A 26,081-nucleotide genomic window follows, 5' to 3' on the forward strand; every position below is an offset into this window, starting at 1 on the left:
GGACACACATGTCAGATTTAAAAACGATGATCGAAAACGCATGGGACAACCGCGATAGCATTAGCCCAAGCACAGTATCAAGCGACGTAAAACAAGCCATTATCGACGCACTTGATTTGCTTGATAGCGGCGCAGCGCGCGTTGCTGAAAAAATATCAGGTGAATGGGTTGTACACCAGTGGCTTAAAAAAGCGGTTTTACTGTCGTTTCGTATTCGCGACAACCAACCAATGAACGACGGCGTAAACCAGTTTTACGACAAAGTACCACTTAAATTTAGCGACTACACGCCAGAGCAATTTCAGCAAGGCGGTATGCGCGTAGTACCAAACGCTGTAGCACGTAAAGGCAGCTTTGTAGGTAAAAACGTCGTACTTATGCCATCGTACGTAAATATTGGCGCATACGTTGACGACGGCACCATGGTTGATACATGGGCGACTGTAGGCTCATGTGCACAAATTGGTAAGAATGTACATTTATCAGGTGGCGTAGGCATAGGCGGCGTTTTAGAGCCTCTACAAGCTAACCCAACCATCATTGAAGACAACTGTTTTATTGGCGCACGTTCTGAAATTGTGGAAGGCGTAATTGTTGAAGAAGGCGCAGTAATTTCAATGGGTGTTTACATCAGCCAAAGCACTCGTATTTATGACCGCGAAACTGGCGAAATTCACTATGGCCGCGTACCAGCAGGCGCCGTAGTTGTACCAGGCGCACTACCGTCAAAAGATGGCACTCACAGCCTGTACGCTGCAATTATCGTGAAAAAAGTAGATAAACAAACACGTGAAAAAGTAGGCATAAACGCCCTACTACGCTCAATTGATGAGTAACAGTCGGTTGGGTTGAGTGAAACGAAACCCAACGATACGTTGAAGTGAAGTATTTTAGCTAAACTTTAATTGTATATAGAAAGCTCTAAGCCCTTTGGGTTTAGGGCTTTTTTAAATTCTTCTAAATGAAGTTTTAGTGCTAGATACTTCTACATCAAAATTTAATGAACTCAAAAGGGACTTTAAGCCTTTAACAGCCAACTCATTATTTTCTGATGGTCCTATTATAATTTCTTCAATTGAATTTTTAGGAAAAGGTATCGCTCTATATGGGGCTATAATGCCAGATTTAAGAGTGCGATAGCATAAAGGAAAGTGCTTTCCACCTTTATCTCCTTGCTCTAAAAAGTCGATATCAGAAGAATCTATGAAATCAAAGTAATCAATTTGGTCATCGTCATTTAGCATTACCGAACCAGGATGAAATAGGGTAAAACGATACTCTTCCTCATACTTAAATGCTCTATCTTTAATACTGGCAATCTTAAAAATAACTTCATTAAAAATTTCAATTGCAGCTATAGCACATTTTTTATCAAGTTCTTTCTTATCTAAATCTAAATCTAAATCTAAATTTGAATTTAAGATGTAACCTAAAACCTCTGGAAGGTAATGTTCCTCGAGCAAAGAGTGAAAAATATTCGTAGCCGGTTCATAGTCAACATTATCATAGCCACTCAAAAATTTTCGTTGCCTGAAATACATATCATCAAATAGCTTTTCTTTGTTAAACTTTATACAGTATGAGGTTTGCTCTGACCCGTAGGTAAGCCAATGATTTAAACTATCATGCTTAGTTGTAAATGAAGTCGTGTAAATTTCATCAATGCTATTATTATCAATTATATCCCACAGAAACTTTAAAAAATGATTTGCGAGATGCACCTTTTTATTTTGCATTGCTTCTTGGATAATCTCTAAAGGCATATTTTTATGCTTGGCATAGATTTTTTCGAGTTTTCTTTGTGAAAATTCATACAAGTTCTGTCTAAGCGATTTTATCGTATCAATACCTTCCTTAATTTCTCTAAAATCATTTAAATACTCTGTATTAGTAGCCCATAAACTTTTACTCTCTAAAATTCCCTTTAAACCATCTGCAGAAGTGTAGTGATAAACATATTCCATATTTAAAGCCTTAAATGATTAACCTTCTTCATTCTGAGTCTAACTCTTTAGAGAAAATAATAAAATTGAATATTCTAAGACGTAAAAAGTTGGGTTTCGTTTCACTCAACCCTCCCTACGCCGATAAAAACAATACCGAGCTGCTGCTCATTGTTAGCAATGACCTCCCAAAACTAAAAAAGCACTTATAAAATAAGTGCTTTTGTTGGTTCGCTCAATAGTGTGGTTTACAGCGCGTTAAATACGTCGTCTGTTTTAGCTGCGCAAATAAAATCGTTTTTGTGTAGGCCTTTAATTGAATGGCTCCACCATGTAACGGTTACTTTGCCCCACTCGGTTAATAAACCTGGGTGGTGGCCTTCGTCTTCTGCCATGTCGCCTACTTTGTTAGTAAACGCGATAGCCTGTTTGAAGTTTTTAAATTTATAAACACGCTCAAGCTGCATAATGCCGTCGCGTACTTCTGGTACCCAGTCTGGGATTTTAGTAATTAATTGTGCTAACTCTTCGTCAGATACTTTTGGCGCATCTACATGGCAGGCTTCGCATTTTTGTGCACTTAATGAAGACATTCTAAATCCTTACTTTTTAGCTTTTTTAGCTTTTTTAGCATTAATATTTAACTGGCTAATTTTTCTTTTGGTGGAAATTTTGGGTCGTGCAAACCAAGCTCTTTAGCTCGCTCAACCAAAGTCATAATATTCATTTGCGATATATCAAACAGATCATGAATCGAATTTATGGTGTAGTACTGTGGTTGCATAATATCAATACGGTACGGCGTACGCAGTACATCAAGCACGTTCATTGGGCTAATTTCTGGCGTATTTGAGTATACATACTGAGTCTCCCCTGGGCTTGATAAAATGCCGCCGCCGTAAATACGCAGGCCATCTTCGGTTTGCATTAAACCAAATTCGACTGTAAACCAGTATATACGCGCAAGGTATACACGGTCCTTTTTCTGCGCTGCGTAACCTAATTGCCCGTACTTATGCGTAAACTCGGCAAAGTCAGGGTTAGTTAGCATGGCGCAATGGCCAAATATTTCATGAAAAATATCTGGCTCTTGTAGGTAGTCAAATTCTTCGCGGCTACGAATAAACGTGGCTACCGGAAACTGCTTGTTTGCCAGTAATCTAAAAAACTCATCAAAGTCGATAAGCGCAGGTACTGGTGCAACTTGCCAACCGGTAGTGGCTAACAATACTTCGTTTAGTTCGCTTAACTGCGGAATACGATCGTGCGGCAGGTTAATCTTTTTTAACCCTTGCATGTACTCACTGCAGGCTTTGCCTTCAATGCACTCAAGTTGGCGCGCTACAAGCTCAGACCAAATTTTATTTTCTTCATCACTCCAGTGTATAACACCATTTTCGTCTGGTGTTTTGGATGTGTATTTACTTGCTTTAGCCATAATTACCTTCTTGGGTGTGAGCCCTAAATCGGTGTCAGTGTGATACTCAAACCTGTTGAATATCGAATGACCCCATACTATGCAAAAGTGAAGAAAAGTTTAATAGATAGGCTAACATCAGTATTTAGCGTGATCACTTAGATCGTAAAGTTAAAATTACACTCATGGCACATTAAAAATACAGACCTTTAAATAAAGGCCTGCAGCTTATTTTTAAGTGTATACAATTAAATACACCTAACCAATTTTAGTAAAAGCTTGGTCTAAATCACTAATAATGTCGTTAACATCTTCAAGCCCAACCGAGAGTCTGATCAGCCCATCACTTATTCCAGCGGCGGCTCGTTCCTCTGGCGTATAAGGCGAGTGAGTCATAGATGCAGGATGCTGAATCAGTGTTTCAGCGTCGCCGAGGCTTACTGCAAGTGTACAAAGTTTCATACTATCAATAAATTGCGCGCCATCTTGTAGCGTGCCTTTTATTTCAAACGCAATAACACCACCAGCGGCTTTCATTTGATTACCAATAAACTTATAACCTGGGTGCGATTTAAGCCCCGGGTAATATACGGTGCTTACTTGTGGGTGCGCTTCTAGATATTCGGCTATTGTTTGTGCGCTTTGACAATGGCGCTCTATTCTAATAGCGAGTGTTTTTAGACCTCGATTAATTAGCCATGCGTCGTGCGGGCTTATGGTTGCACCAATGTCTTTTAGTACGGTCATTTTAATGTGTGTTATGTGCTCAAGCGATCCACATACAATACCGGCGACTACGTCTCCGTGGCCGTTTAAGTACTTGGTCGCACTGTGTATTATAATGTCGATACCGTATTTTTTGGGTGATTGCAGTAGCGGCGTTAAAAAGGTGTTGTCGACTACACTAATTAAACTGTGCTCTTTAGCAACTGCGCCAATGAGTGCCAAATCAATAACCGCCATAGTGGGGTTGATTGGCGTTTCTACAAATATCATTTTTGAATTAGGTTTGATGGCAGCGCGTAGTTCGTCCTCATTGGTCATATCAACAAAGGTGACTTCGATTCCCCAGCGCGGCAACATGTGCGAGAAAAACGCAAAGGTACAACCATACAAAGCACTTGAGGCAACAAGGTGATCTCCTTGCGATAAAAAGCTCAGTACTGAGGCAGATACGGCCCCCATACCTGTTGCGGTTGCAGCAGCTGCTTCACAGCTCTCTAGTTGAGCAACTTTTTGTTCAAGCTCTGTGGTTGTAGGGTTTCCTAAGCGCGTATAAATATAGCCAGGTTCGTCGCCTGCAAAACGCGCAGCACCTTGTGCGGCACTTTCAAAATGAAAGGTAGAGGTTTGATACAAAGGAGAAGTGAGTGCGCCGTGCGGGTCGTTTGCTTTTTGTGGTCCGTGAATACACTGGGTGTTTATATGATGCTTGCTCATTGTAGGCTCATTTTTTTGATTATTATGTTTTTGCGATTCAACAATCAAAACGTATGCGCTTACAAACAGCAAGCATGCCGGATGCTCAGATGGCTATTTGTGTAAAAACCATGCAGCGCACGTTTGTACACAAATATTGCCACTGCTAATCTAGTGTGTTGGTTCCGCCTTTTTACGGCTCATAATTTTACCTGCGATGCTTTGCACAGTGCCTTTTAGTAAGCTGCGCTTGTTTTCAAGCCTTGGTAATGGGCGACTAAGCTCCATTGCTTTGTAACCAATACGCGCTGTAAAAATACCAGCACTGACCCCTTGCGCTGCCCGCCCCGAAAGCTTACCTAAAAGCTCAGCACTTAGTGCAGTTGCAGCAAGGTCAGATACAAGCTCTGCACTGCCTACAAACATTACTTGTTTTATCAGCATACGGTACAGTTTTATACGGCTCGCGTAGCCAAAACCAATGCCGTAAATTTTACCAATTTGTTCTATTAACTTAGTACCGCGCCAAAGCACAGCCATCATATCCACCAGCGCAAGTGGGCTTAGGGCAACTAGTAGAGCTGATTCAGTCGCAAAACGATTTATAAGCTTTTTAGCTTTGGTGTCTTGGGTTATTAATAAACTGTTGGCGTACAGCGTCATTATTTCTTTGTCGCTGTGATGCGTCGCTACTTGGTTTTTAAAGGTTTCAAAGTTATCAAGCTCCTGATGTTTATTAAGCTTTTCGAGCCAAGGTAATGCACCGCCTACTTGCTCGCTGTTTAAAAGCCTGTCGGCTTCCACTCGGTGCAATTGGTTACGCTTTAAACTGCGCAGCATTCGGTACTCTCGCCACAATAAGCGCCCAATTAGCAGCACGCCACTTACAACTGCGGTTAAATAAACACTGCCTAAAATAATTGACTGCTCGAAAGCAAATACCAACGAGTACGCAAATTCTAAAAGCACCAGTACTATAAAACTAATAGCAAAAACACCTTTGAGCGTTTGCCACTTTGACTTTTTGTACACAGGCTCCAGATCTATTTCTGGCTCTAGTGCTTCATCTTCAAGTTCTTCGTAATCACTTTGTCCGTGCTGAATAATTTTTGCAGGTGCTAAAACGGGTTCGTTTTGCTCAATGCTTTGCGTATCTATGCGACGCCCTGCTTGAAATGGTTGGTTTGACTCATTCATGTTAATTTGTCTCCTAGCAGGTACTGCATGACATGATCTAATCGAATATGTTTTAGTTGTTTATCGGGGCTCGGCATTGGGGAAAACGATAAAAACTCAAATCCCTGTGCTGGCCACTCATTTTTATTAAGCATCCGCGAGGGAGGTTGCGGCGGTAAATACGTAAGCCAATCAGGTTCGTGTAATGGTTTGCCATAAATGCAGTCAAGCGTTTGGCCTTTGTCGGTAACTTGGCGCGGCTGCGTTGCTGTAATTGACGACATAGCCATGGTTTCTATTTTTACACCATCAAACTTTAAATGATTACTTTGCTCATGCACGAGCGAATCAAGTAGCAGTGCTAAATCTTTATGGTGCTTAGCACTTATATGATCTGACTTATTGGCTGCAAATAATATTTTGTCTATGTTTGGCTTAAATAAACGTTTAAAAAAGCCCGACTCACCGTAATTAAAGTGTGTGAGTAATTGGTTTATTACACTGCTTTGCTCTTGGAGTGTTTCGTGCCCTTCGTTTAGCGCACTAAGTACATCTACAAGTACGATTTGGCGATCGAAGTGTCTAAAATGCTCATTATAAAATGGTTTTACAACTTCTTTTATATAAGCGTTAAAGCGCTTAATTAAATGCGCTAAATTAGAACCCGCAACGACATCGTCACTGTTTATTTCACCCGATACCGGAAAAAACAATAACAATGGCGCGCCTTGTAAATCACCTGGCATAAGCATGCGTCCAGGTTGCAACATGGCAAGTTTGGTGTCTTTTTTAAGCCCTACTAACATGCTTTGATAAAGCTGAGCAATATGGGCAAGTGCGTTTTCATCAACGGGAGCGTTTAAGTCAAGTTGCTCAACAGCCATTAAAAAATCACTTGATGTGTTTACGCGCGAAGGCTGAGTTAATAATGGATATTGCTGCTCGCACCATTGAGCATAGCTTTGCTCAAGCATAGGTAAATCAAGGAGCCATTCACCCGGGTAGTCAATAATATCTAAATAAAGCGTTGATTGCGGCGAAAAGTGGCCGCGCAGCCCTGCATTACTTTGATACTTTATTGCCAAGCGCAGCGTATTAATCCGCTCGGTAGATGCAGGCCATGTAGGCATCCCATCGCTTGGAAATAATGAATTTAGTGCGCGCGTATAATTAAACGTAGGAACTTTTAACGCCTCTTGCGGCACAACTTTAGTGGCCACATGGCGGTGCTCGCGCATTACATCAAAAAAAGGTAAGTTTTTATCGTCAGCTTGGGTTGTTAAGTGTTTAACAAGCGCGGTAATAAAGGCTGTTTTACCACTGCCACTTAGGCCTGTTACGGCAAGTTTTACGTGTTGGTCTAAACTGCGATGAAGGGCTTTTTGTGCTTTGCCTTTAATACTTTTAAAGGTCTTTTTTGCAAATGATTGGCTCATAAAGTGTCTTGCACCTAATTTGCCGTAATTTATCACGCTGCAAATAAGGTGCTATTAAATCCTTTAAAGTTTGTTAATTTCACGGCTCACCGTAAACTCGCTTGAAGTTACATGGCGCTCCATATCTTGAAGGCGAGTATCTACACGCGTTAAACGCTCTTTTAAATCTTGCAATGCGCGGCGCGGTGGCTCGCCTTTTTGCCATACTTTAAATTTTACTTCTAGCGGATCGTCAGTTTTAGTTGAGCTTTTTGTTTGCGCCGCTGCGGGCTCTTTTTTATCTAAAATGAACCAGGCTGCAATATACGCTACCACAAATAATGGGCCACCCGTTAGCAGTACCGCACTAACAAATATAATGCGAACTAACCATAACTCCATATTAAAGTAGTCACTTAATCCCGCACATACACCGGCTATTTTACCGCGTTGTGGGTCTCTTAATAATTCGCGTTTGGCACTCATACTTTGCGTCTCCATTGTGGTGACTCTTGATCAAGCAATGCTTCAAGTGTTTCTAATCGTTCAGCCATTTTTTCAGCTTTGTGTGCAAGCTCAAGTAATTGGCGATGTTCGTGTTCACTTAAACCTTGGTTGACTTGTTTTTTGCTGCGGTAGTGTAAAATTAGCCACAGCGGAGCAACAAAAATCATAAACAAAATAAATGGTGCAACTAATATCTCTGGATCAAACATAATCCTCTCCTGACAATCCGTTTTGATGTTTTTAAGCAGTGGGGCACTTTAAGTGCCCCTTTATAAATTATTTATCAGCTAACTTCTTTTTAAGTTCGGCTAGCTCATCATCTATCTTTTCATTTTTTTGTAGATTAGCAATTTCATCCGCTAACGTCTTTTTACCTAAATCGTACGACTCAATTTGAGATTCTAGTCCATCAATTTTGGTTTCGTAACGTTCAAAGCGGTTAAGTGCTTCTTCTACTTTTGAGCTATCAAGTGTCTTTTTCACTTCAAGGCGCGACTCAGCCGAACGTTGGCGAAGTATAATCGCTTTTTGACGAGATTTAGCATCTGCTAGCTTTTCTTGTAGCGTCGTTACTTCTTGCTGTAATTTCTCAATATGAGACTCTACATGTTCAAGCTCACTCGCTACTGAAGCAACTGCATCTGCCGACTTTTGCTTTTCAAGTAAGGCTGAACGCGCTAAATCGTCGCGGTCTTTACTTAAAGCCAGTTCGGCTTTATCTTGCCAATCACTTACCTGCGCTTTAAGTGTATCTAAGCGGCGTACAATTTCTTTTTTCTCAGCCAATGTTTTAGCTGATGTAGAACGTACTTCAACAAGCGTATCTTCCATTTCTTGAATAATCAGACGAACCATTTTTTCTGGGTCTTCTGCTTTATCTAAAATGGCGTTGATATTAGAATTAACAATATCTGCAAAACGTGAAAAAATTCCCATAACATTTACCTCTGTAATTAAAACTTAGTTAGTCTGCTATAACTAGTATCAATATGCTTGCCAACTTTTTAAAAGTTAAAATACACTTTATTTTCATTACGTTAAACTAAATATACAAATTTCTTTAGTTATCCCTAATTATGAAATACACTAACTGTTAGTAAAAATGACTAAGAGTTAGGAAATATGAGCCAATATCGCCAACAGGATAATTTACTCGGCCAATCAGATAGCTTTCTGTCTGTATTAGATCAGGTATCGCAACTGGCTAATTTAGATAAACCGGTACTTATTATTGGTGAACGCGGCACAGGTAAAGAGCTAATAGCAGCACGCTTACACTTTTTATCAAAACGCTGGGATCAAAACTACGTAAAGCTTAACTGTGCAGCGCTTAACGAGAACCTACTCGAAAGTGAATTATTTGGCCACGAAAGCGGTGCTTTTACGGGGGCAAGCAAACGCCACGAAGGTCGTTTTGAACGCGCTAACAGCGGCACACTGTTTTTAGATGAATTAGCTAATACCTCAGCTATGGTACAAGAAAAACTGCTGCGCGTTATAGAATACGGTGAGTTTGAACGTGTTGGCGGCAAGCAAACTGTAAAAGTAGATACCCGCTTAGTGTGTGCGACAAACGAAGATCTTCCTTATTTGGCCGAGCAAGGTGAATTTAGAAGTGATTTACTCGATCGCCTTGCCTTTGATGTAATTACCCTGCCACCACTGCGCGAACGCCAAGACGATATTATGCTTCTTGCTGAGCAGTTTGCGATGAATATGGCGCGCGATTTAGAGTGGGAACTGTTTAGCGGTTTTACCCGAAGCGCAACAGAAACACTGCTTAGTTATGATTGGCCCGGCAATATTCGTGAACTTAAAAATGTGGTTGAACGTAGTTTGTATCGCCATGGCAGTGAACATATCCCCGTTCACCAGATTATTTTAGACCCATTCGATAGCCCATTTAGACCAAAAGCGCGCATTAAAGCACCTATAGCGGCCCAAACTGTTAATGTCGAGCCTATTGTTGTTGCGCCGCCGATTGCTCAAGCAAGCAGTAATACAGCCGTTGATATTCAATTTCCGTGTAGTTTAAAAGAGCGTTCAAACGACTTTGAAATAAACATGATTAATAAAGCACTCGAACATAGCCAATTTAATCAAAAGAAAACTGCAGAAGTACTTGGTTTAACGTATCATCAATTACGTGGTTATCTTAAAAAATACAATTTGTTGGATCAACAATAGTTAGAGGTTATGCGGGTGCATAAATTATTACTTACTTTACTAGCGGTCACCTTAGTAGGTTGCATTGATAACAAAGAAGAAATCATAGAAGAAAAAAACCAAGGCTTAGTTTATTGCGCTGAAGCTAACCCTGTGTCGTTTAATCCACAAGTTACGACCACCGGTTCTACTATTGATATTATTGCCAACCAGCTATACGACCGCCTAATTAGCATTGACCCTGTTACGGCAGAGTTTCAAAGTGAGCTGGCAACCGATTGGAAAATAAGTAAAGACGGTAAATCTATTACCTTCACATTGCGCAAAGGTGTGAAATTTCATACAACCGCTTATTTTACCCCTACTCGGGATTTTAACGCCGACGACGTTATATTTACCTTTAGCCGACTATTTGATGTCTATAATCCATATCACTTTGTGGGCGATGCCAATTACCCGTATTTTCAAAGTGTGGGGATTGATCAACTTATTCGTAAAATTGTGCGTGTTACTGATCATCAAGTTCGTTTTGAATTGTTTAATCCTGAAAGCAGCTTTTTAGCTAATATGGCCACCGACTTTGCCGTGGTGCTTTCAGAAGAATACGCCATGAAACTTAAGAAAAATAATCAAGAAAACTTATTTGATCAGTACCCTATTGGCACCGGCCCATATATTTATAAAGAATATCGCCGAGATCACCTCGTACGCTTTTACCGAAACCCACTTTATTGGAAGCACCACGTCGCACTTGAACAATTGGTTTACGACATAACGCCTAACGGCACTACGCGTATAGCAAAAATGCTGACTAAAGAGTGCGATGTAACGGCTCATCCAAGTAGTGCGCAATTGAGTATTTTAGCGCAACGCGACGATATAAACGTTGAAAAAGAAACAAATTTAAATATTGGTTACTGGGCTTTTAATACGGAGCGCGCCCCGTTTGACGACTTACGTGTACGCCAAGCACTTGCTCACGCCATTGATATCGATAAAATTATGCAAGCTGTATATTATGGTAATGGTACACGTGCACAATCTATTTTACCGCCAACCTCATGGGCATTTGAGCCACAAGCAAACATGCCAAGTTTTGATCCAGAACTTGCTAAAAAGTTATTAATTGAAGCTGGGTTACCAGATGGTTTTGATATGACTATTTGGGCGATGCCCGTAAGCCGTATTTATAACCCGAATGCGCGAAAAATGGCAGAACTAATGCAAAGTGACTTACGTAAAATAGGCGTTAATGTCAGTATTGTAGAGTATGAATGGAATACGTTTATTCAACGTATTGGCGAGCACAGGCATGATAGTGTATTGCTTGGTTGGGCCGCTGATACACCTGATCCGGATAACTTTTTTAGCCCTCTTTTAAGTTGCACTGCAACCTTTACCGGTAAAAATCCTGCTAACTGGTGCAATCCGCAATTTGATTTATTACTTACAAAAGCGCTCGATACGACTGATTTAAACATGCGAAAAAAATACTACGATGATGCACAAAGCTTAATTGTTGACGAGCTGCCATTGCTGCCTATTGCACATGGCTTACGTTTTCAAGCCAGTAGCGCAGACGTTGAAGGTATAACGCTTGGCCCATTTGGTGCAATTTCACTAGCTAATGCGAGGAAAAAATAATGATCTTAGATTATATTTTACGTCGTTTAGGTTTATTGCTTTTTATGACCCTAATGCTGAGTGTTTTTACATTTTCAATTAGTTATTTGTTCCCAGGCGATCCATTAAGTAATTTAAGTGGTGTACCAAGTAGTAACTTTGCTCAACACAGTGAGCTTGAAGATAAATATTTATATAACAGTAACTATTTTGTGCAATATATAGCCTTTTTAGGACGAATATTCCAAGGCGATTGGGGGCTTTCTTTTGCATCAGGTGACAATGTATTTAGCCATATTGTTGATTTATTACCCGCTACACTGGAACTAAGTGTTTATGCATTAATTATATCGATTGTCGTTGGCGTACCCGCTGGTATTTTAGGTTCTGCGTACTATAAACGTTGGCCTGATAAACTTATAAATTCAACCACTATGGTTGGTTATTCCATGCCCGTATTTTGGTTAGCACTATTGCTTATTATGGTTTTTTCTCTCAAACTGGGCTGGTTTCCGATGTCGGGAAGAATGGGGTTACTTTATGAAATCCCCGCCAATACAGGCTTTATTTTAATTGATATTGCACTGGCTGGATTTCCATATAAAGGAATGGCATTTTTAGACGCCCTGCGCCATTTAACACTACCCACAATTGTGCTCGCCATGTATCCGACCACTGTATTAGTGCGCTTTACTCGTGAGTCTATGCTTAAAGTTATGGACCAAAGTTTTATTAAAACCGCAAGGGCTAAAGGCCTTAACCGCAGACAACTTATAATTCATCATGCACTGCGTAATGCGCTATTACCGGTAATTAAACAAATTGGTTTGCAATTTAGTACGCTAATAACGCTTGCGATGATTACTGAAGTTATTTTTTCGTGGCCCGGCATTGGCCGCTGGCTTATCGATAGTATTTATCAACGCGATTATCCAGCTATACAAGGCGGCTTAATGGCTGTGTCACTATTTGTTATATTAGCCACTATTATTGCAGAGCTTACTTATACGCTATTCGATCCACTCTCGCGGAATCAAGCCCATGGCAAAGTTTAATATATTTTCTGAAGAGTCGAATAAATCGCCACTTGCACGATTTTGGCGTAAATTTAAAAATAATCACCCTGCGTTAGTTGGCTTGTGGATATTTGTAGCATTTGCTTTACTTGCCGCCAGTGCTCCACTTTTAGCACCGTACGGTGTTAACCAACAGCATAGTGATGCATTACTTATTCCGCCTTCGTGGCGGGAAATGGGTGATGTACGCTTTATTTTAGGTACTGATGACTTAGGCCGCGATGTACTTTCGCGTTTAATGAATGGTGCAACTTACACATTTGGCCTCTCTGTTGTCGCCGCGCTTATTACAACTATTATTGGTGTATTAGTAGGTACATTTGCAGGTATTAGCCGAGGTATTCGCTCAAGTTTTTTAAATCACTTACTTGATATAACGCTCTCTATACCTTCTTTGTTACTGGCTATTATTATCATAGCAATTTTAGGCCCAGGCTTAATGAACACGGTATGGGCAATTATTTTAGCGCTATTACCACAATTTATTCATTCAATCAGAAACCTAATTGTTGATGAACTAAACAAAGATTATATTACCGCGTTTAGGCTCGATGGTGCGTCTAACTGGCATATTATATCACGCGGTATCTTTCCTAATATTTATGAGCACATTGTAGTTATATTCACGATGGCGCTCTCCACTGCAATTTTAGATATTTCTGCATTAGGTTTTTTAAAGCTTGGTGCTCAGCCACCTACCACTGAATGGGGAGCTATTTTAGCCGAAAATTTAGGGCTAATTTATTTGGCACCATGGACTGTTGCGCTGCCAGGCGTACTGTTATTTTTAGCTGTGTTATCGACTAATTTAGTAGGCGATGGCCTGCGACAAGTGTTAAAAGCACGTAAGGCTGATTAAATGCAATTACTTGATGTTCGAAATTTAACCATTGAGCTGCGTACCTCAGAAACGATAATTAGAGCCGTTGACAAGGTAAGCTTTAGCTTAAAAGAAGGCGAAGTACATGCCCTTGTAGGTGAGTCTGGTTCTGGTAAAAGCTTAATTGCAAAAGCAATTGTGGGTGTACTAAACGAACGCTGGAATATTACTGCCGACCGTATGCATTGGCGTGGTGTTGATTTAATGCGCTTAACACCCGAGCAACGCCGTAAAACGGTAAGCCAAGATATTGCCATGATCTATCAAGACCCTAGCCGTTGTCTTGACCCTACAGCAAAAATGTTTGATCAAATAGCCGAAACCTTACCTGAAAACCCAACAAAGGGGTTTTTCTTAAAACGTAACCGCGAGCGAAAAGACAGAGTAAAAGCGCTTATTCATAAAGTGGGCATTAAAAATCATGAAGCCGTGCTGGATAGCTATCCACATGAGCTCTCAGAAGGCGTATGTCAAAAAGTAATGATTGCAATGGCCATAGCCCGCACACCAAAGCTTTTAATCGCTGATGAGCCCACTACAGCACTAGAAAGTACCACTCGCGCACAGGTATTTAGGTTGTTGAAAAGTTTAAACCAGCTAAAAAACATGTCGATTTTGATGATTTCTCACGAATTAGAAGAAATTGCACATTGGTCACATGGGATCCATGTTTTATATTGCGGGCAAATGGTTGAAGCTGGCCCAACTCACAAAATTTTTAGTCAGCCTCGCCACCCTTATACACAAGCTTTATTAAAAAGCCTACCTGATTACGAACAAGGCCTAGCTCATAAAGAGCCTTTTTACGCATTAAAAGGCACCATACCTACATTACAACATTTACCGATAGGTTGCCGATTAGGGCCACGCTGCCCACAGGCTCAAAAAGCCTGCGTAGTTACACCTAAGCTTACAAAGCACAACGGGCACAGCTACGCGTGTCATTTCCCGCTGATTAAGGATATGAGATAATGCAACCAGTATTGAAAGTACAAGCTTTGTCTAAAACATTTAATATTCGTGCAGGCTTATTTAGTCGTAAAAAATTTGCGGTACTTAAAAATATTTCATTTTGCATTGGCAAAGGTGAAACTATTGCTGTTATAGGCGAAACGGGAGCGGGTAAAAGCACACTTGCCAAACTGCTTTCAGGCGCTGACAGCGCAGACTGCGGACAGATCTTATTAGAAGGCAATATTATTGAAGATAACGGTATTCGTGATAATCAGTGTCGCTATATTCGTATGATTTTTCAAGATTCAGCGGCCTCTCTTAATCCAGGTTTAACCATTGGTGATACGCTTGATGACTGCCTACAATACAATACTGACTTTGATAAAGCTGAACGGACTGAAAAAATTAGCGCTACGCTGTCAAAAGTTGGATTATTAGTCGATCACCAACATTACTATCCACACATGTTTAGTGTGGGGCAATTACAGCGCGTAGCACTTGCTCGTGCGTTAATTTTAGATCCAAAGGTTGTTGTACTTGATGAGGCACTATCATCACTAGACCCTTCTGTTCGTGCACAAATAGTTAATCTACTTCTCAAATTACAACAAGAAACAGGCCTGACATATGTGATGATCACTCATCATTTAAGCTTAGTTCGTCATATTAGCGACCAAGTTCTTGTACTTGATAAGGGAGAAGTCGTTGAATATGGCGCCACTGAAGTTGTTTTCCAAACACCTCAATCGAAAATCACCCAACGTTTATTAAGCTGTTAAAACAGCATTTTTTTCGTATCTAACCTGAACTCTGGTTAAGAGATTTACTATCATATTGAATCATGGTGATATTTAAATTTAATTTATCTAGCCAGAAATTTCCAGTGAAAACAAGGCGAATTTACGCGTCAATAGCTGCTCGAGATAGATTTACTATCCAGCGTTCAGGTTATCTATTCTGCTTTGTAATATAACCTCGTTTATTAAGGTCTCTTGTTAAATACACTGCATTTAACAGTTATACCAATTCGCTTAATTAAGTGATCTATTTTGAAGTAAGAAAATCGTGTCGATAACAAAGCAAAAATTTCGTTATTTAGTTGTTCTATATCAGAAATTTTTAACGCTGTTAACGCCAGATTTAATCCCTCAAACTGATTAAGTATTATTGCGAATTGGTATTAATACTACAAAGAGGATTTATGTTAAAAAAGACACTACTCGCTAGCATTTCATCGCTATTACTTTTATCAACAACGGTTATCGCCGATGTAGCACCTAGTTCAAATGTTAAAAACTGGGTTGGCGGAGTTGACCACTTAGGATTAACCGTGTCAGACCTTGATTCGTCTAAAGTTTTTTTTACTGACGTACTTGGTTTTAAAGTGCTCGGGAGTGACCCAAGTTACCCAGCTTACTTTTTGTCAAACGATAAAATAACGATTACGTTGTGGCGTGTTAAAAATGATGAAAAACGTGTGGAGTTTAATCGAGCAGAAAATGTGGGGTTACACCACTTAGCACTCAGTGTTGAGAGTATTGAAAAGTTAGCGCAGCTACACGATCATTTAAAAACGCAAAATAATATTAAAATAGAGTTTGCACCCGAAAATCTAGGTAAAGGTCCAACAAAACACATGATGATTAGAGAGCCTAGCGGTAATCGCATAGAGTTTATTGCAAGAGGCAAATAATACCAACTATATTGAAGACAATAAAAAAGGCGCTTTAAAAGCGCCTTTTTTTATGAGCTAAATTAATTACTCAACGGGTTGTGCAACCGTTGGTAAGTTAAGCTCAGCATTCGCTTTTAACGCTTCAATAAATACCATGTAGTTTTTATTAGCTTGCGCCATAGTGATACTTTGCTTTGCTTGTGGGTCAATATTAGCTGTAACTTGTGCATCTGTTACCGACTTAAGTGCAACAATTGCAGCATCACCATTATTTAAATCAACTACTTCAAACACTGCAGAACCTGCAGGATGAGCCATTTTAAATGCTTTAGTTACAATTGCTGGCGAAACAGTATAGCTTTGACGTGTTAATTGCGCTTCTTGGCGAAGTGTTAAGCTTTGCTCATTGGCTACATTACTTAAACTCTTACCTGCTTTTACTTCTGCAAATAAACTACGTGCTTTATCTTTAGCAAGCTCAGATGATTTTTCATTAACTAAACGTGCTTTAATTTGCTCGCTTACTTCACTTAGTGGCTTAGTGGCAGCTGGTTTGTGTTCATTTACACGAACAATAATCGCATGCTCATCGCCAAGCTCAATAACTTCAGAGTTAACTTTATCTTCCAGTAAATCAACTGACGATAACGCAGCAATTACAGATGGCGTATTTAACGGCTCTGGTAATGCGTTAATTGCTAAAAGCGGCGTTGATTTAATCTCTACCTCTGCAACTTCGGCAGCATCGTCTAAGCGATCTGAAATTTCAAATGCTAGTGCACCCATTTCAGTTTGCTTTTCGTAAAAGGCATCTATTTTTTCAGCTTGTTCAAGCTCCGCACGTAAATCAGCTTTAACATCATCATATGCTTTAACTTGTTGCGGCTGAATATCAGTAAGTTTAATTATGTGGTAACCAAACTCTGATGCTACAACCTCTGAAAAGTCACCTTTATTTTTAAGCGCAAATGTCGCGTCTTCAAATGCAGGGTCCATTACATCGCGTTCAATCCATTCAAGGTCGCCGCCCATTTCACCACTAACAATATCATCAGATGATGACTCTGCTAATTCAGCAAAATCTGCACCTTGCTCTAATTGTGCGTGAAGTGCATTGGCTTTTTCTTTTGCTGCATCATCGTCTTCGCTGTTATCGATTAAGATATGTGAAACACGGCGTTTTTCTGGCTCAACGTATTGTGCCTTATTTTGATCGTAATACGCTTTAACATCATCTTCAGTAACTGACTCAACCGTAATATCTGTGGCTTTAAGCTCAATATAATTAACTGAGATAAGTTCTGGCGATAAAAACTGTGATGCATTTAGCTCGTAGTAATCAGATACTTCTTGCTCTGATACTTCAACACTTGCTGCTAGCGCTTCTTTGTTTACAACTAAGTAATCAATGCTGCGCGTTTGCTGCTGTAGAGAAATAGCGCTTTTAAGCTCGCTCTCAAGAGCAAAGTCAGTACCGGCTACGGCAGTAACAAGTTGACTGCGCGTCATATCTTTACGAAGGTATTCACGAAATGCATCTGGTTGAAAATTCATTTGACGAATAACTTGTAGGTAACGGTCGTTATTAAACTGCTCACCTACTTGAAAATACGGTAATTCTAAGATTGTTTTACGTACACTTTCGTCGCTTACGCGAAGGCCTAAATCAGCCGCTAGCTGTGATTGCAATTCTTGTTGTACTAAGCGGTCAACTACACCTTGACGTATTTGTGCCATGTAATTTGGATCTGCAGAAATTTGTGCAAAATATTCACCAAATTGTTGTTCTAATCGACTACGCTCATTTTGGAACGCACGATTAAATTCAGTTTGGCTAATTTTAATTCCATTTACTTCAGCAACAGGTTGTTCCGTGGTTTGACCTAGGTAACTACCAATCCCAGCTAAAGCAAAAGATAAAATCACCGCGCCTAAAATTATTTTGGCTACAGGTCCTTGTGAACCTTCTCTGATTTTCTCAAGCATTTGTTTATCTCTTTTTGATCAAGGTTTTTACCTTGTCACATGTAAAAAAAGCGTATCTTACCAGATACGCTTTTTCACTTGAAGTAATTGGCGGTAAAGTTACTTAATTCATCATTTAGATTGATTAAGTAAATTTACATTCGCCATAACTAAACTGTATGAAAACAGTGATTAGTTTACTGCGTCTTTAAGCGCTTTACCGGCTTTAAAAGCAGGAATATTTGCAGCAGCAATTTGAATAGCTTCACCAGTTTGCGGGTTACGACCTGCACGTGCAGCACGCTCACGTACTGAGAAAGTACCAAAGCCAACAAGTGCAACTGAGTCACCATCTTTTAGCGCACCAGATACAGATTCGATGAATGAATCTAGAGCACGACCTGCAGCCGCTTTAGAAATGTCAGCATCAGCTGCGATTTGATCGATCAATTGAGATTTATTCACAATATCATCCTCTTTCATTGTTATTATCAAGAGCGATGGTTTTTTAAACTAACATCACTTTTTTGAAAATTTTAGAGCAAACTAATTATGCTCACATGATTATATTTTTCTTAAGCCTAGGCCCCGTAAGGGCTAGGCTTGAAAACCAGTGCTTAACTTATCATATCGTTTAGATTTGAAAAGCCCTAAAAAGCACTTTTTTCGGTTTTTTACTGTTTTTTTGGTGTTTCGACTGAAAAACTCTCAACCGGATGCACTAAAGCCAGTTTTAAAACTTCGTCAATCCATGTAACTGGGTGGATATCTAAGCCCGCCAGCACATTGTCTGGGATCTCTTTTAAATCACGTTCATTAATTTTTGGAATGATGACTGTTTTAATCCCACCACGATGCGCCGCGAGTAATTTTTCTTTTAAACCACCAATTGGTAATACTTCACCACGTAGTGTAATTTCGCCGGTCATTGCAACATCCGCACGTACAGGGTTACCCGTTAAACTAGACACTAAACCAGTCACCATAGCAGCACCTGCGCTCGGACCATCTTTAGGTGTTGCACCTTCAGGCACATGCACGTGAATATCACGTTTTTCGTAAAAGTCGCTATTAATACGAAATGTATCTGCACGATTACGCACGACCGTCATGGCCGCCTGAATCGACTCTTGCATTACATCGCCCAGTGAACCTGTATAAGTAAGCTTACCTTTACCTGGTACCGCTGCGCATTCAATAGTAAGTAAGTCACCGCCTACTTCAGTCCACGCAAGACCAGTTACTTGGCCAATACGATCGCCATCTTCCGCTTTACCGTAATCGAAACGCTGTACACCTAAAAAGTCTTCTAGATTATCTTGATTGATAGTCACGGTTTTAGTGTCTTTTTCAATTAAGATATTTTTAACCGCTTTACGACATAGTTTTGAAATTTCACGCTCAAGATTACGTACACCCGCTTCACGTGTGTAGTAGCGAATAATGCCAATAATTGCACTATCAGCAATCTCAATCTCATGCTCTTTCAGGCCATTACGTTTCACTTGTTTAGTAATTAAGTGCTCTTTTGCGATGTTTAGTTTTTCATCTTCGGTGTAACCCGATAAACGAATAACTTCCATACGATCCAGTAATGGACCAGGAATGTTAAAGCTGTTTGATGTCGCTACAAACATAACGTCAGATAAATCGTAATCTACTTCAAGGTAATGATCGGCAAAATGGCTGTTTTGTTCAGGATCAAGCACTTCTAATAGCGCTGATGCTGGGTCGCCACGCATGTCTGATGACATTTTATCGATTTCATCTAGCAAGAATAATGGATTTTTAACACCCACTTTAGTCATGTTTTGAATTAACTTACCTGGCATTGAACCAATATAAGTACGGCGATGGCCACGAATTTCAGCTTCATCACGCACACCGCCTAGCGCCATACGGATATATTTACGACCTGTAGAGCGTGCGATAGATTGCCCAAGTGATGTTTTACCCACACCCGGAGGGCCAACTAAACATAAGATTGGACCTTTTAGTTTATTAGTACGCTGTTGCACCGCAAGGTACTCCAGAATACGTTCTTTAACTTTATCAAGGCCATGGTGATCACTATCAAGAATTTTTTGCGCGCCTGCTAAATCTTTTTTAACTTTAGATCGCTTTTTCCACGGCACATTAATTAATGTATCTATGTATGAACGCACTACGGTCGCTTCTGCTGACATTGGCGACATCATTTTAAGTTTATTAAGCTCTGTGGTCGCTTTATCTTGTGCTTCTGTTGGCATACCAGACTCTTCAATGCGCTTTTTAAGTGCTTCAAATTCATCAGGTACATCATCAAGTTCACCCAGCTCTTTTTGGATGGCTTTCATTTGCTCATTTAGATAATACTCACGCTGAGATTTTTCCATCTGCTTTTTAACGCGAGTACGAATCTTTTTCTCAACTTGCAGTAAGTCTATCTCGCCTTCCATAAGCGCCATTAAATATTCAAGACGCTCTGTAACGCTTGAAATTTCTAGCACTTTTTGCTTTTCAGGTACCTTTAATGGCATATGAGCAGCCATTGTATCGGCTAGCCGCGCAGGATCATCAATACCTGAAACTGACGTTAGTACTTCTGGTGGGATTTTTTTATTTAGCTTTACATAGCCTTCAAATTGGCTAATTGCGCTGCGAATAAATACATCTTGCTCTTGCTCATCAATTAAGTCAGATTCAATAAATTGAGCATTAGCAACAAAAAAGTCTTCGCTATCAACGAAGTCTTCAATTTGTGCACGTTGCGTCCCTTCTACTAAAACTTTAACGGTGCCGTCTGGTAACTTTAATAACTGAAGTACAGTAGCAATAGTACCAATACGATAAATATCATCTTGTTCTGGCTCATCTACAGTTGCATCTTTTTGTGCAACTAAGAAAATTTGTTTATCTTTGTCCATTGCCGCTTCAAGGCATTTTATTGATTTTTCACGGCCTACAAAAAGCGGGATCACCATGTGTGGATACACCACAACATCGCGCAGTGCTAGCACTGGGATTTCGACTCGGTCGGTTCTCTCAAGCGTCATTATAATTTCTCTTCGCACTTCATTTATTTTAAAGATTACTCAAGTATATGGGGATAACCTAATTAAAGTTCAACAATTTTCCCATACTCGATTAAATTAATTATAAAAAAAGGAGCCTAAGGCTCCTTTTTTCATTCAAATAGCTTAAAAACTATTCTGATGCAGCTTTATCTTGTTTATTATTTTCATAAATCAAGATTGGGTCAGATTCACCTTTAATAACGGTTTCATCAATAACCACTTTACTTACATCATCCATTGAAGGAAGCTCGTACATTGTATCAAGCAATACACCTTCAACGATTGAACGAAGACCACGCGCACCTGTTTTACGCTCCATTGCTTTGTGGGCAATTGCAGCTAAGGCATCATCGCGGAACTCAAGTTCAACGTCTTCCATGCCAAACAACACTGAAAACTGTTTAGTAATCGCGTTTTTAGGCTCACTCAAGATTTGTACAAGTGCTGCTTCATCAAGCTCAGTTAACGTTGCAACTACTGGCAAACGGCCTATAAATTCAGGGATTAAGCCGTATTTAACTAAATCTTCTGGCTCAACGTCTTTAAATGTTTCACTTAAAGAACGACTCGCCGCAGACTCTTTTACGCTAACGCCAAAACCGATACCGGTATTTTTATGACTACGTTGTTCAATTACTTTATCTAAGCCTGAAAACGCACCACCACAAATAAATAAGATTTTAGATGTATCTACTTGTAAAAACTCTTGCTGTGGATGTTTACGACCACCTTGCGGTGGAACTGAGGCAATTGTACCTTCGATCAGTTTAAGTAGCGCCTGTTGAACGCCCTCACCCGATACGTCACGCGTAATTGATGGGTTATCTGATTTACGAGAAATCTTGTCAATTTCATCGATGTATACAATACCACGTTGTGCTTTTTCAACATCGTAATCGCACTTTTGTAAAAGCTTTTGAATGATGTTTTCAACATCTTCACCTACATAACCCGCTTCGGTTAATGTAGTGGCATCGGCCATAGTAAACGGCACATCAAGTAGACGCGCTAACGTTTCTGCAAGTAATGTTTTACCACTACCAGTTGGGCCGATAAGCAAAATATTACTTTTACTTAATTCAATATCTTGCTTAGTCGATTGATTGCGCAGTCGTTTATAGTGGTTATAAACTGCAACAGACAATACTTTTTTAGCATGATCTTGACCAATAACATAATCGTCTAAGTGTTTACGAATTTCTTTTGGTACAGGTAGTTTATCAGACGTGTCATGCTTAGGAGCAATGTCTTTAATTTCTTCCCTGATAATATCGTTACACAACTCTACACATTCATCACAAACGTATACTGATGGGCCTGCAATTAATTTACGTACTTCATGCTGGCTTTTGCCGCAAAAAGAGCAGTATAACAATTTATTACTTTTGTCGCCGTCTGTAGGAGTGTCAGACATTCAGCTACCTCATTTTATTACGTTGGCCACCAAAACTGTTGGTGGCTATTTCAATACGCTTTAACTATACCAAAATTTATTGGTTTTCGCATAGTAACTCTAAGTGGTAAGCAGATAACCTGCTCACCAAGCGCTTACTTTTTATCGCGATTTGTAAACACTGAATCAACCAAGCCGTAATCTACAGCCTGCGAAGCACTCATAAAGTTATCACGATCAGTATCTTTGGAAATCACATCTAACGGTTGGCCTGTATGCTCAGCCATTAAGCGATTTAGTTTGTCTTTAATAGACAGAATTTCTTTCGCATGAATTTCAAAGTCAGATGCTTGACCTTGGAAACCACCTAATGGTTGGTGAATCATCACGCGTGAATTAGGTAGGCAAAAACGCTTACCTTTAGCACCAGCAGTAAGTAAAAAAGCACCCATGCTTGCAGCCTGACCTACACATATTGTACTTACATCAGGTTTGATGAAGTTCATAGTGTCATATATAGCCATACCTGCAGTTACTGAGCCACCTGGTGAGTTGATGTATAAAAAGATATCTTTATCAGGGTTTTCTGATTCTAAAAATAGCATTTGCGCTAAAATCAGATTTGCCATGTTGTCTTCAACTTGACCTGTTAAAAAGATAATACGCTCTTTTAATAATCTCGAATAAATATCATACGAGCGCTCGCCTTTAGGTGTTTGTTCAACAACCATAGGGACCAATGCATTTAGGGGATCTGTAATACCAGTATTCATACTTATTTAATTCCTTATGCGCTTATACTTATCCTTACTATAAGAAAAGCATAATTATCGTTTTTCGCAAATTAAAGGCCAAAAACTAAAATGGCCCGGGCACGCTGTATAAACAGAGTAGCACGAGCCATTTAATCGTTAGCGAGAGCTTAAGTCAATGACTTATTAAGCACCTTGCTGTGGATTCATGATGTCATCAAATGCTTTTTCAACGTCAGTTACAACTGCTTTAGCTAAAATAGCTTCAACAGCTTGCTCTTCCATTGCTACATTACGCATTTGCTGCATAAGTTGATCATTTGCTTTGTAGTATTCTACTACTTCAGTTGGATCTTCGTATGCAGAAGCAACTGTTGCGATTAATGCTTCAACTTTAGCATCATCAACTTTAATCTCGTTAGCTTTGATCACTTCACCTAATAAAAGGCCAGTTTTAACACGTGTTACAGCTTGCTCATGGAACAATTCAGCTGGAAGCTCAGGCATATTTTTAGCATCACCGCCAAAACGTTGAGCCGCTTGCTGACGTAGTGCATCAACTTCTTGATCAACAAGCGCTTTAGGCACTTCAATTTCGTTGTTAGCTAAAAGACCTTTGATTGCTTGGTCTTTAACACTTGCTTTAACCGCTTGGTCTAGCTCACGTGTCATGTTCTTTTTAACTTCTTCTTTAAGCGCGTCTACGCCGCCTTCTGTAACACCGAATTTAGTTGCAAACTCTTCGCTTAATTCTGGTAATTCTTGCGCTTCAACTTTTTTCACTGTGATAGTGAATTGAGCCGCTTTACCTTTTAAGTTTTCAGCGTGGTAATCATCAGGGAACGTTACATCAGCAACTACTTCTTCGCCTGCTTTTTTACCTACGATGTTATCTTCAAAACCTGGGATCATACGACCTTGACCAAGTTCTAATGGGAAGTCTTCAGCCTTGCCGCCTTCAAATACTTCACCGTCGATAGTACCTACGAAATCAACTGTTACACGGTCGTTTTCGCCAGCAGCTGCATCAACATCAGCCCACGCTGCATGTTGCTTACGAAGTGTTTCTAGCATGTTAGCTAAATCTTCGTCAGTAACTGTTACCGCTGGTTTCTCAACAGTAATCTTATCTAAACCTTGAACTTCAACTTCAGGGTAAACTTCAAACGTTGCTGAAAACTCTAAATCTTTACCTGCTTCAAGTGATTTAGGAGCGAATGTAGGCGCGCCAGCTGGATTGATTTTTTCAGAAACGATTGCTTCGTAAAAATTACGTTGCATTACTTCGCCAGCAACTTCTTGACGAACTGCAGGGCCAAAACGCTTGTTAATTACAGATACTGGAACTTTACCAGCACGGAAACCATCTATACGCTGTGTTTTTGACAGTTGTTGTAGGCGTTTTTTTACTTCGGTCTCAACGTTCTCTGAAGGAACGGTGATAGTTATACGGCGCTCAAGGCCTTGGGTCGTCTCAACAGAAACTTGCATGATTTACCTCAATATTCAATTTTGGCGATTGTTCGCCTTCCTTACAAACAAAGTGATCTGCATGAGTCTTGATAAAGTTTAAGCGGTTTTTCACACTTAAAAGCATCCGTCGCTACCATGAGATACCATTGCTGCTTTGCCCTTCGGGCACTATGTTAAACAATAGACGCGGCATTATAACCTAATATTTATGATAGTCGAGTATAGGGCGCAATTATTTGGACTAGATATGGGACTATAGAAGCTAACTGAATAAAAAACAGACTAACTAAGCGTTAGATGAAATGAAATACAAATTATTTAATATAATTATAGGTTAACGTGTATTGATTTATAATATTAGAGGATTTTATTTACTAATCTTACTAGATAAGAAATGGTCGGCGATGCAGGATTTGAACCTGCGACCCCTTGGACCCAAACCAAGTGCGCTACCAAACTGCGCTAATCGCCGACATTGAAGAATTAACTTCTTTTTCATACTGAACACTTAAACTGAGAGCTTAAGACCATTTTAAGAAATGGTCGGCGATGCAGGATTTGAACCTGCGACCCCTTGGACCCAAACCAAGTGCGCTACCAAACTGCGCTAATCGCCGATATTCGTTGTAAATGGGGTGACTGATGGGGCTCGAACCCACGACAACCGGAATCACAATCCGGGGCTCTACCAACTGAGCTACAATCACCGCTATATTTACATGTTTTCAAATGGTGCACCCAGAAGGATTCGAACCTTCGACCCACGCCTTAGAAGGGCGTTGCTCTATCCAGCTGAGCTATGGGCGCATCGAAAACTTCGTAGTTTACCAATAAGCTATTCGATTATAATAAATTATAAAAAAATGGTCGGCGATGCAGGATTTGAACCTGCGACCCCTTGGACCCAAACCAAGTGCGCTACCAAACTGCGCTAATCGCCGATACTTACTATTGTTTGCGAGTGACCTCGTTGACAACGGGGTGCATAATAGTGATTTGACGGGGTTAGGTCAAACGTTTTTTTTATTAAATCAATCAAGTGTTCATTTTTAGTGCACAATGGTTAAATATTATAATAGAAGACTGAATTTTAAACTATTTAACCACTCAAGTACTATATAACTTAAAAGCAACTTGGCGCTGCAATGCTTTTCTGCGAAAATAGTAGGCACATTATAAAACGAGTTAAAT

23 protein-coding genes and 5 tRNA genes are annotated in these 26,081 nt (G+C 40.0%); 8 read left to right on the forward strand and 20 right to left on the reverse strand.

Features of this window, described 5'->3' with window-relative positions:
• Positions 1-8: 8 nt before the first annotated feature.
• Positions 9-836 carry a 2,3,4,5-tetrahydropyridine-2,6-dicarboxylate N-succinyltransferase gene (gene dapD, locus DC53_RS17420; protein WP_002958324.1) on the forward strand — a complete coding sequence of 276 codons (828 nt, stop codon included), beginning with the start codon at positions 9-11 and terminating at the stop codon, positions 834-836.
• Positions 837-947: 111 nt separating this feature from the next.
• Here dapD and DC53_RS17415 read toward each other — a convergent pair whose 3' ends face one another.
• The 9 genes from DC53_RS17415 to pspA form a co-directional block, all read right to left on the reverse strand.
• Complete coding sequence (locus tag DC53_RS17415; RefSeq protein WP_033028558.1) at positions 948-1,964, reverse strand: DUF2971 domain-containing protein; 1,017 nt, start codon at positions 1,962-1,964, stop codon at positions 948-950.
• A 227-nt stretch (positions 1,965-2,191) separates the two neighbouring features.
• Positions 2,192-2,536 (reverse strand): 4a-hydroxytetrahydrobiopterin dehydratase, encoded by a 345-nt coding sequence (locus tag DC53_RS17410; RefSeq protein ID WP_002958326.1) that lies wholly within the window; start codon positions 2,534-2,536, stop codon positions 2,192-2,194.
• A gap of 47 nt (positions 2,537-2,583) precedes the next feature.
• Positions 2,584-3,381: a phenylalanine 4-monooxygenase gene (gene phhA / locus DC53_RS17405; RefSeq protein WP_033028559.1), complete on the reverse strand. Its 798-nt coding sequence runs from the start codon at positions 3,379-3,381 to the stop codon at positions 2,584-2,586.
• 237 nt (positions 3,382-3,618) lie between these two features.
• On the reverse strand, positions 3,619-4,800 hold the full coding sequence (gene megL / locus DC53_RS17400; protein WP_033028591.1) for a methionine gamma-lyase: 1,182 nt from the start codon (positions 4,798-4,800) through the stop codon (positions 3,619-3,621).
• 150 nt (positions 4,801-4,950) lie between these two features.
• Positions 4,951-5,976, reverse strand: coding sequence for a TIGR01620 family protein (locus tag DC53_RS17395; RefSeq protein WP_033028560.1), 1,026 nt, complete (start codon positions 5,974-5,976; stop codon positions 4,951-4,953).
• Entirely contained in the window at positions 5,973-7,391 is a 1,419-nt protein-coding gene (locus tag DC53_RS17390) for a YcjX family GTP-binding protein (RefSeq protein ID WP_033028561.1), read from the reverse strand. Before DC53_RS17390 ends, DC53_RS17395 begins: the two co-directional genes overlap by 4 nt.
• Positions 7,392-7,454: 63 nt before the next feature.
• Complete coding sequence (gene pspC, locus DC53_RS17385) at positions 7,455-7,856, reverse strand: envelope stress response membrane protein PspC (protein ID WP_007376830.1); 402 nt, start codon at positions 7,854-7,856, stop codon at positions 7,455-7,457.
• On the reverse strand, positions 7,853-8,086 hold the full coding sequence (pspB, locus tag DC53_RS17380) for an envelope stress response membrane protein PspB (protein ID WP_008134759.1): 234 nt from the start codon (positions 8,084-8,086) through the stop codon (positions 7,853-7,855). Before pspB ends, pspC begins: the two co-directional genes overlap by 4 nt.
• 67 nt (positions 8,087-8,153) lie before the next feature.
• A complete protein-coding gene (gene pspA / locus DC53_RS17375; RefSeq protein WP_007376832.1) occupies positions 8,154-8,813 on the reverse strand; it encodes a phage shock protein PspA in 660 nt (219 codons plus the stop codon).
• Between the two features lie 186 nt (positions 8,814-8,999).
• Here pspA and pspF point away from each other — a divergent pair, with 186 nt between their 5' ends.
• From pspF to DC53_RS17340, 7 genes are all read left to right on the forward strand, one after another.
• The gene (pspF, locus tag DC53_RS17370; protein ID WP_008134758.1) at positions 9,000-10,064 is read left to right on the forward strand and encodes a phage shock protein operon transcriptional activator; all 1,065 of its coding nucleotides are present in this window, start codon (positions 9,000-9,002) and stop codon (positions 10,062-10,064) included.
• A 15-nt stretch (positions 10,065-10,079) separates the two neighbouring features.
• Entirely contained in the window at positions 10,080-11,687 is a 1,608-nt protein-coding gene (locus DC53_RS17365; protein ID WP_007376834.1) for an ABC transporter substrate-binding protein, read from the forward strand.
• Positions 11,687-12,721: an ABC transporter permease gene (locus DC53_RS17360; protein ID WP_033028562.1), complete on the forward strand. Its 1,035-nt coding sequence runs from the start codon at positions 11,687-11,689 to the stop codon at positions 12,719-12,721. Before DC53_RS17365 ends, DC53_RS17360 begins: the two co-directional genes overlap by 1 nt.
• Entirely contained in the window at positions 12,708-13,601 is an 894-nt protein-coding gene (locus tag DC53_RS17355) for an ABC transporter permease subunit (protein ID WP_007376836.1), read from the forward strand. The genes DC53_RS17360 and DC53_RS17355 overlap by 14 nt, the downstream gene beginning before the upstream one ends.
• Positions 13,602-14,594: a peptide ABC transporter ATP-binding protein gene (locus tag DC53_RS17350; protein ID WP_007376837.1), complete on the forward strand. Its 993-nt coding sequence runs from the start codon at positions 13,602-13,604 to the stop codon at positions 14,592-14,594.
• Entirely contained in the window at positions 14,594-15,355 is a 762-nt protein-coding gene (locus tag DC53_RS17345; RefSeq protein WP_007376838.1) for an ATP-binding cassette domain-containing protein, read from the forward strand. Before DC53_RS17350 ends, DC53_RS17345 begins: the two co-directional genes overlap by 1 nt.
• Before the next feature lie 422 nt (positions 15,356-15,777).
• Complete coding sequence (locus tag DC53_RS17340; RefSeq protein ID WP_033028563.1) at positions 15,778-16,269, forward strand: VOC family protein; 492 nt, start codon at positions 15,778-15,780, stop codon at positions 16,267-16,269.
• A 66-nt stretch (positions 16,270-16,335) separates the two neighbouring features.
• Here the strand turns inward: DC53_RS17340 and DC53_RS17335 are convergent, their stop codons facing one another.
• The 11 genes from DC53_RS17335 to DC53_RS17285 all read right to left on the reverse strand — a co-directional run bounded on the left by DC53_RS17335 (position 16,336) and on the right by DC53_RS17285 (position 25,831).
• The gene (locus DC53_RS17335; RefSeq protein WP_033028564.1) at positions 16,336-18,237 is read right to left on the reverse strand and encodes a SurA N-terminal domain-containing protein; all 1,902 of its coding nucleotides are present in this window, start codon (positions 18,235-18,237) and stop codon (positions 16,336-16,338) included.
• 171 nt (positions 18,238-18,408) lie between these two features.
• The gene (locus DC53_RS17330; RefSeq protein WP_304646709.1) at positions 18,409-18,705 is read right to left on the reverse strand and encodes an HU family DNA-binding protein; all 297 of its coding nucleotides are present in this window, start codon (positions 18,703-18,705) and stop codon (positions 18,409-18,411) included.
• Between the two features lie 185 nt (positions 18,706-18,890).
• On the reverse strand, positions 18,891-21,251 hold the full coding sequence (lon, locus tag DC53_RS17325) for an endopeptidase La (RefSeq protein ID WP_008134748.1): 2,361 nt from the start codon (positions 21,249-21,251) through the stop codon (positions 18,891-18,893).
• Between the two features lie 151 nt (positions 21,252-21,402).
• A complete protein-coding gene (clpX, locus tag DC53_RS17320; protein WP_007376843.1) occupies positions 21,403-22,686 on the reverse strand; it encodes an ATP-dependent protease ATP-binding subunit ClpX in 1,284 nt (427 codons plus the stop codon).
• 134 nt (positions 22,687-22,820) lie between these two features.
• Positions 22,821-23,438, reverse strand: a complete 618-nt coding sequence (clpP, locus tag DC53_RS17315; protein ID WP_007376844.1) for an ATP-dependent Clp endopeptidase proteolytic subunit ClpP — start codon at positions 23,436-23,438, stop codon at positions 22,821-22,823.
• A gap of 165 nt (positions 23,439-23,603) precedes the next feature.
• Positions 23,604-24,908: a trigger factor gene (tig, locus tag DC53_RS17310; RefSeq protein ID WP_007376845.1), complete on the reverse strand. Its 1,305-nt coding sequence runs from the start codon at positions 24,906-24,908 to the stop codon at positions 23,604-23,606.
• Positions 24,909-25,285: 377 nt separating this feature from the next.
• A tRNA-Pro gene (locus DC53_RS17305) sits at positions 25,286-25,362 on the reverse strand.
• A gap of 68 nt (positions 25,363-25,430) precedes the next feature.
• A tRNA-Pro gene (locus DC53_RS17300) sits at positions 25,431-25,507 on the reverse strand.
• Positions 25,508-25,521: 14 nt separating this feature from the next.
• A tRNA-His gene (locus DC53_RS17295) sits at positions 25,522-25,597 on the reverse strand.
• Between the two features lie 23 nt (positions 25,598-25,620).
• A tRNA-Arg gene (locus DC53_RS17290) sits at positions 25,621-25,697 on the reverse strand.
• A gap of 57 nt (positions 25,698-25,754) precedes the next feature.
• Positions 25,755-25,831: transfer RNA gene (locus DC53_RS17285), tRNA-Pro, on the reverse strand.
• Positions 25,832-26,081 lie beyond the last annotated feature (250 nt).

Origin of the sequence: Pseudoalteromonas fuliginea (assembly GCF_000690055.1) — a bacterium.
In the GTDB taxonomy this organism is placed as follows: domain Bacteria; phylum Pseudomonadota; class Gammaproteobacteria; order Enterobacterales; family Alteromonadaceae; genus Pseudoalteromonas; species Pseudoalteromonas fuliginea.

Excerpts from the sequence above, each read along its gene's own strand:
- dapD (WP_002958324.1), top strand. The coding sequence starts at position 9 with ATGTCAGATTTAAAAACGATGATCGAAAACGCATGGGACAACCGCGAT.
- DC53_RS17415 (WP_033028558.1), bottom strand. The coding sequence starts at position 1,964 with ATGGAATATGTTTATCACTACACTTCTGCAGATGGTTTAAAGGGAATT.
- DC53_RS17410 (WP_002958326.1), bottom strand. The coding sequence starts at position 2,536 with ATGTCTTCATTAAGTGCACAAAAATGCGAAGCCTGCCATGTAGATGCG.
- phhA (WP_033028559.1), bottom strand. The coding sequence starts at position 3,381 with ATGGCTAAAGCAAGTAAATACACATCCAAAACACCAGACGAAAATGGT.
- megL (WP_033028591.1), bottom strand. The coding sequence starts at position 4,800 with ATGAGCAAGCATCATATAAACACCCAGTGTATTCACGGACCACAAAAA.
- DC53_RS17395 (WP_033028560.1), bottom strand. The coding sequence starts at position 5,976 with ATGAATGAGTCAAACCAACCATTTCAAGCAGGGCGTCGCATAGATACG.
- DC53_RS17390 (WP_033028561.1), bottom strand. The coding sequence starts at position 7,391 with ATGAGCCAATCATTTGCAAAAAAGACCTTTAAAAGTATTAAAGGCAAA.
- pspC (WP_007376830.1), bottom strand. The coding sequence starts at position 7,856 with ATGAGTGCCAAACGCGAATTATTAAGAGACCCACAACGCGGTAAAATA.
- pspB (WP_008134759.1), bottom strand. The coding sequence starts at position 8,086 with ATGTTTGATCCAGAGATATTAGTTGCACCATTTATTTTGTTTATGATT.
- pspA (WP_007376832.1), bottom strand. The coding sequence starts at position 8,813 with ATGGGAATTTTTTCACGTTTTGCAGATATTGTTAATTCTAATATCAAC.
- pspF (WP_008134758.1), top strand. The coding sequence starts at position 9,000 with ATGAGCCAATATCGCCAACAGGATAATTTACTCGGCCAATCAGATAGC.
- DC53_RS17360 (WP_033028562.1), top strand. The coding sequence starts at position 11,687 with ATGATCTTAGATTATATTTTACGTCGTTTAGGTTTATTGCTTTTTATG.
- DC53_RS17355 (WP_007376836.1), top strand. The coding sequence starts at position 12,708 with ATGGCAAAGTTTAATATATTTTCTGAAGAGTCGAATAAATCGCCACTT.
- DC53_RS17350 (WP_007376837.1), top strand. The coding sequence starts at position 13,602 with ATGCAATTACTTGATGTTCGAAATTTAACCATTGAGCTGCGTACCTCA.
- DC53_RS17345 (WP_007376838.1), top strand. The coding sequence starts at position 14,594 with ATGCAACCAGTATTGAAAGTACAAGCTTTGTCTAAAACATTTAATATT.
- DC53_RS17340 (WP_033028563.1), top strand. The coding sequence starts at position 15,778 with ATGTTAAAAAAGACACTACTCGCTAGCATTTCATCGCTATTACTTTTA.
- DC53_RS17335 (WP_033028564.1), bottom strand. The coding sequence starts at position 18,237 with ATGCTTGAGAAAATCAGAGAAGGTTCACAAGGACCTGTAGCCAAAATA.
- lon (WP_008134748.1), bottom strand. The coding sequence starts at position 21,251 with ATGACGCTTGAGAGAACCGACCGAGTCGAAATCCCAGTGCTAGCACTG.
- clpX (WP_007376843.1), bottom strand. The coding sequence starts at position 22,686 with ATGTCTGACACTCCTACAGACGGCGACAAAAGTAATAAATTGTTATAC.
- clpP (WP_007376844.1), bottom strand. The coding sequence starts at position 23,438 with ATGAATACTGGTATTACAGATCCCCTAAATGCATTGGTCCCTATGGTT.
- tig (WP_007376845.1), bottom strand. The coding sequence starts at position 24,908 with ATGCAAGTTTCTGTTGAGACGACCCAAGGCCTTGAGCGCCGTATAACT.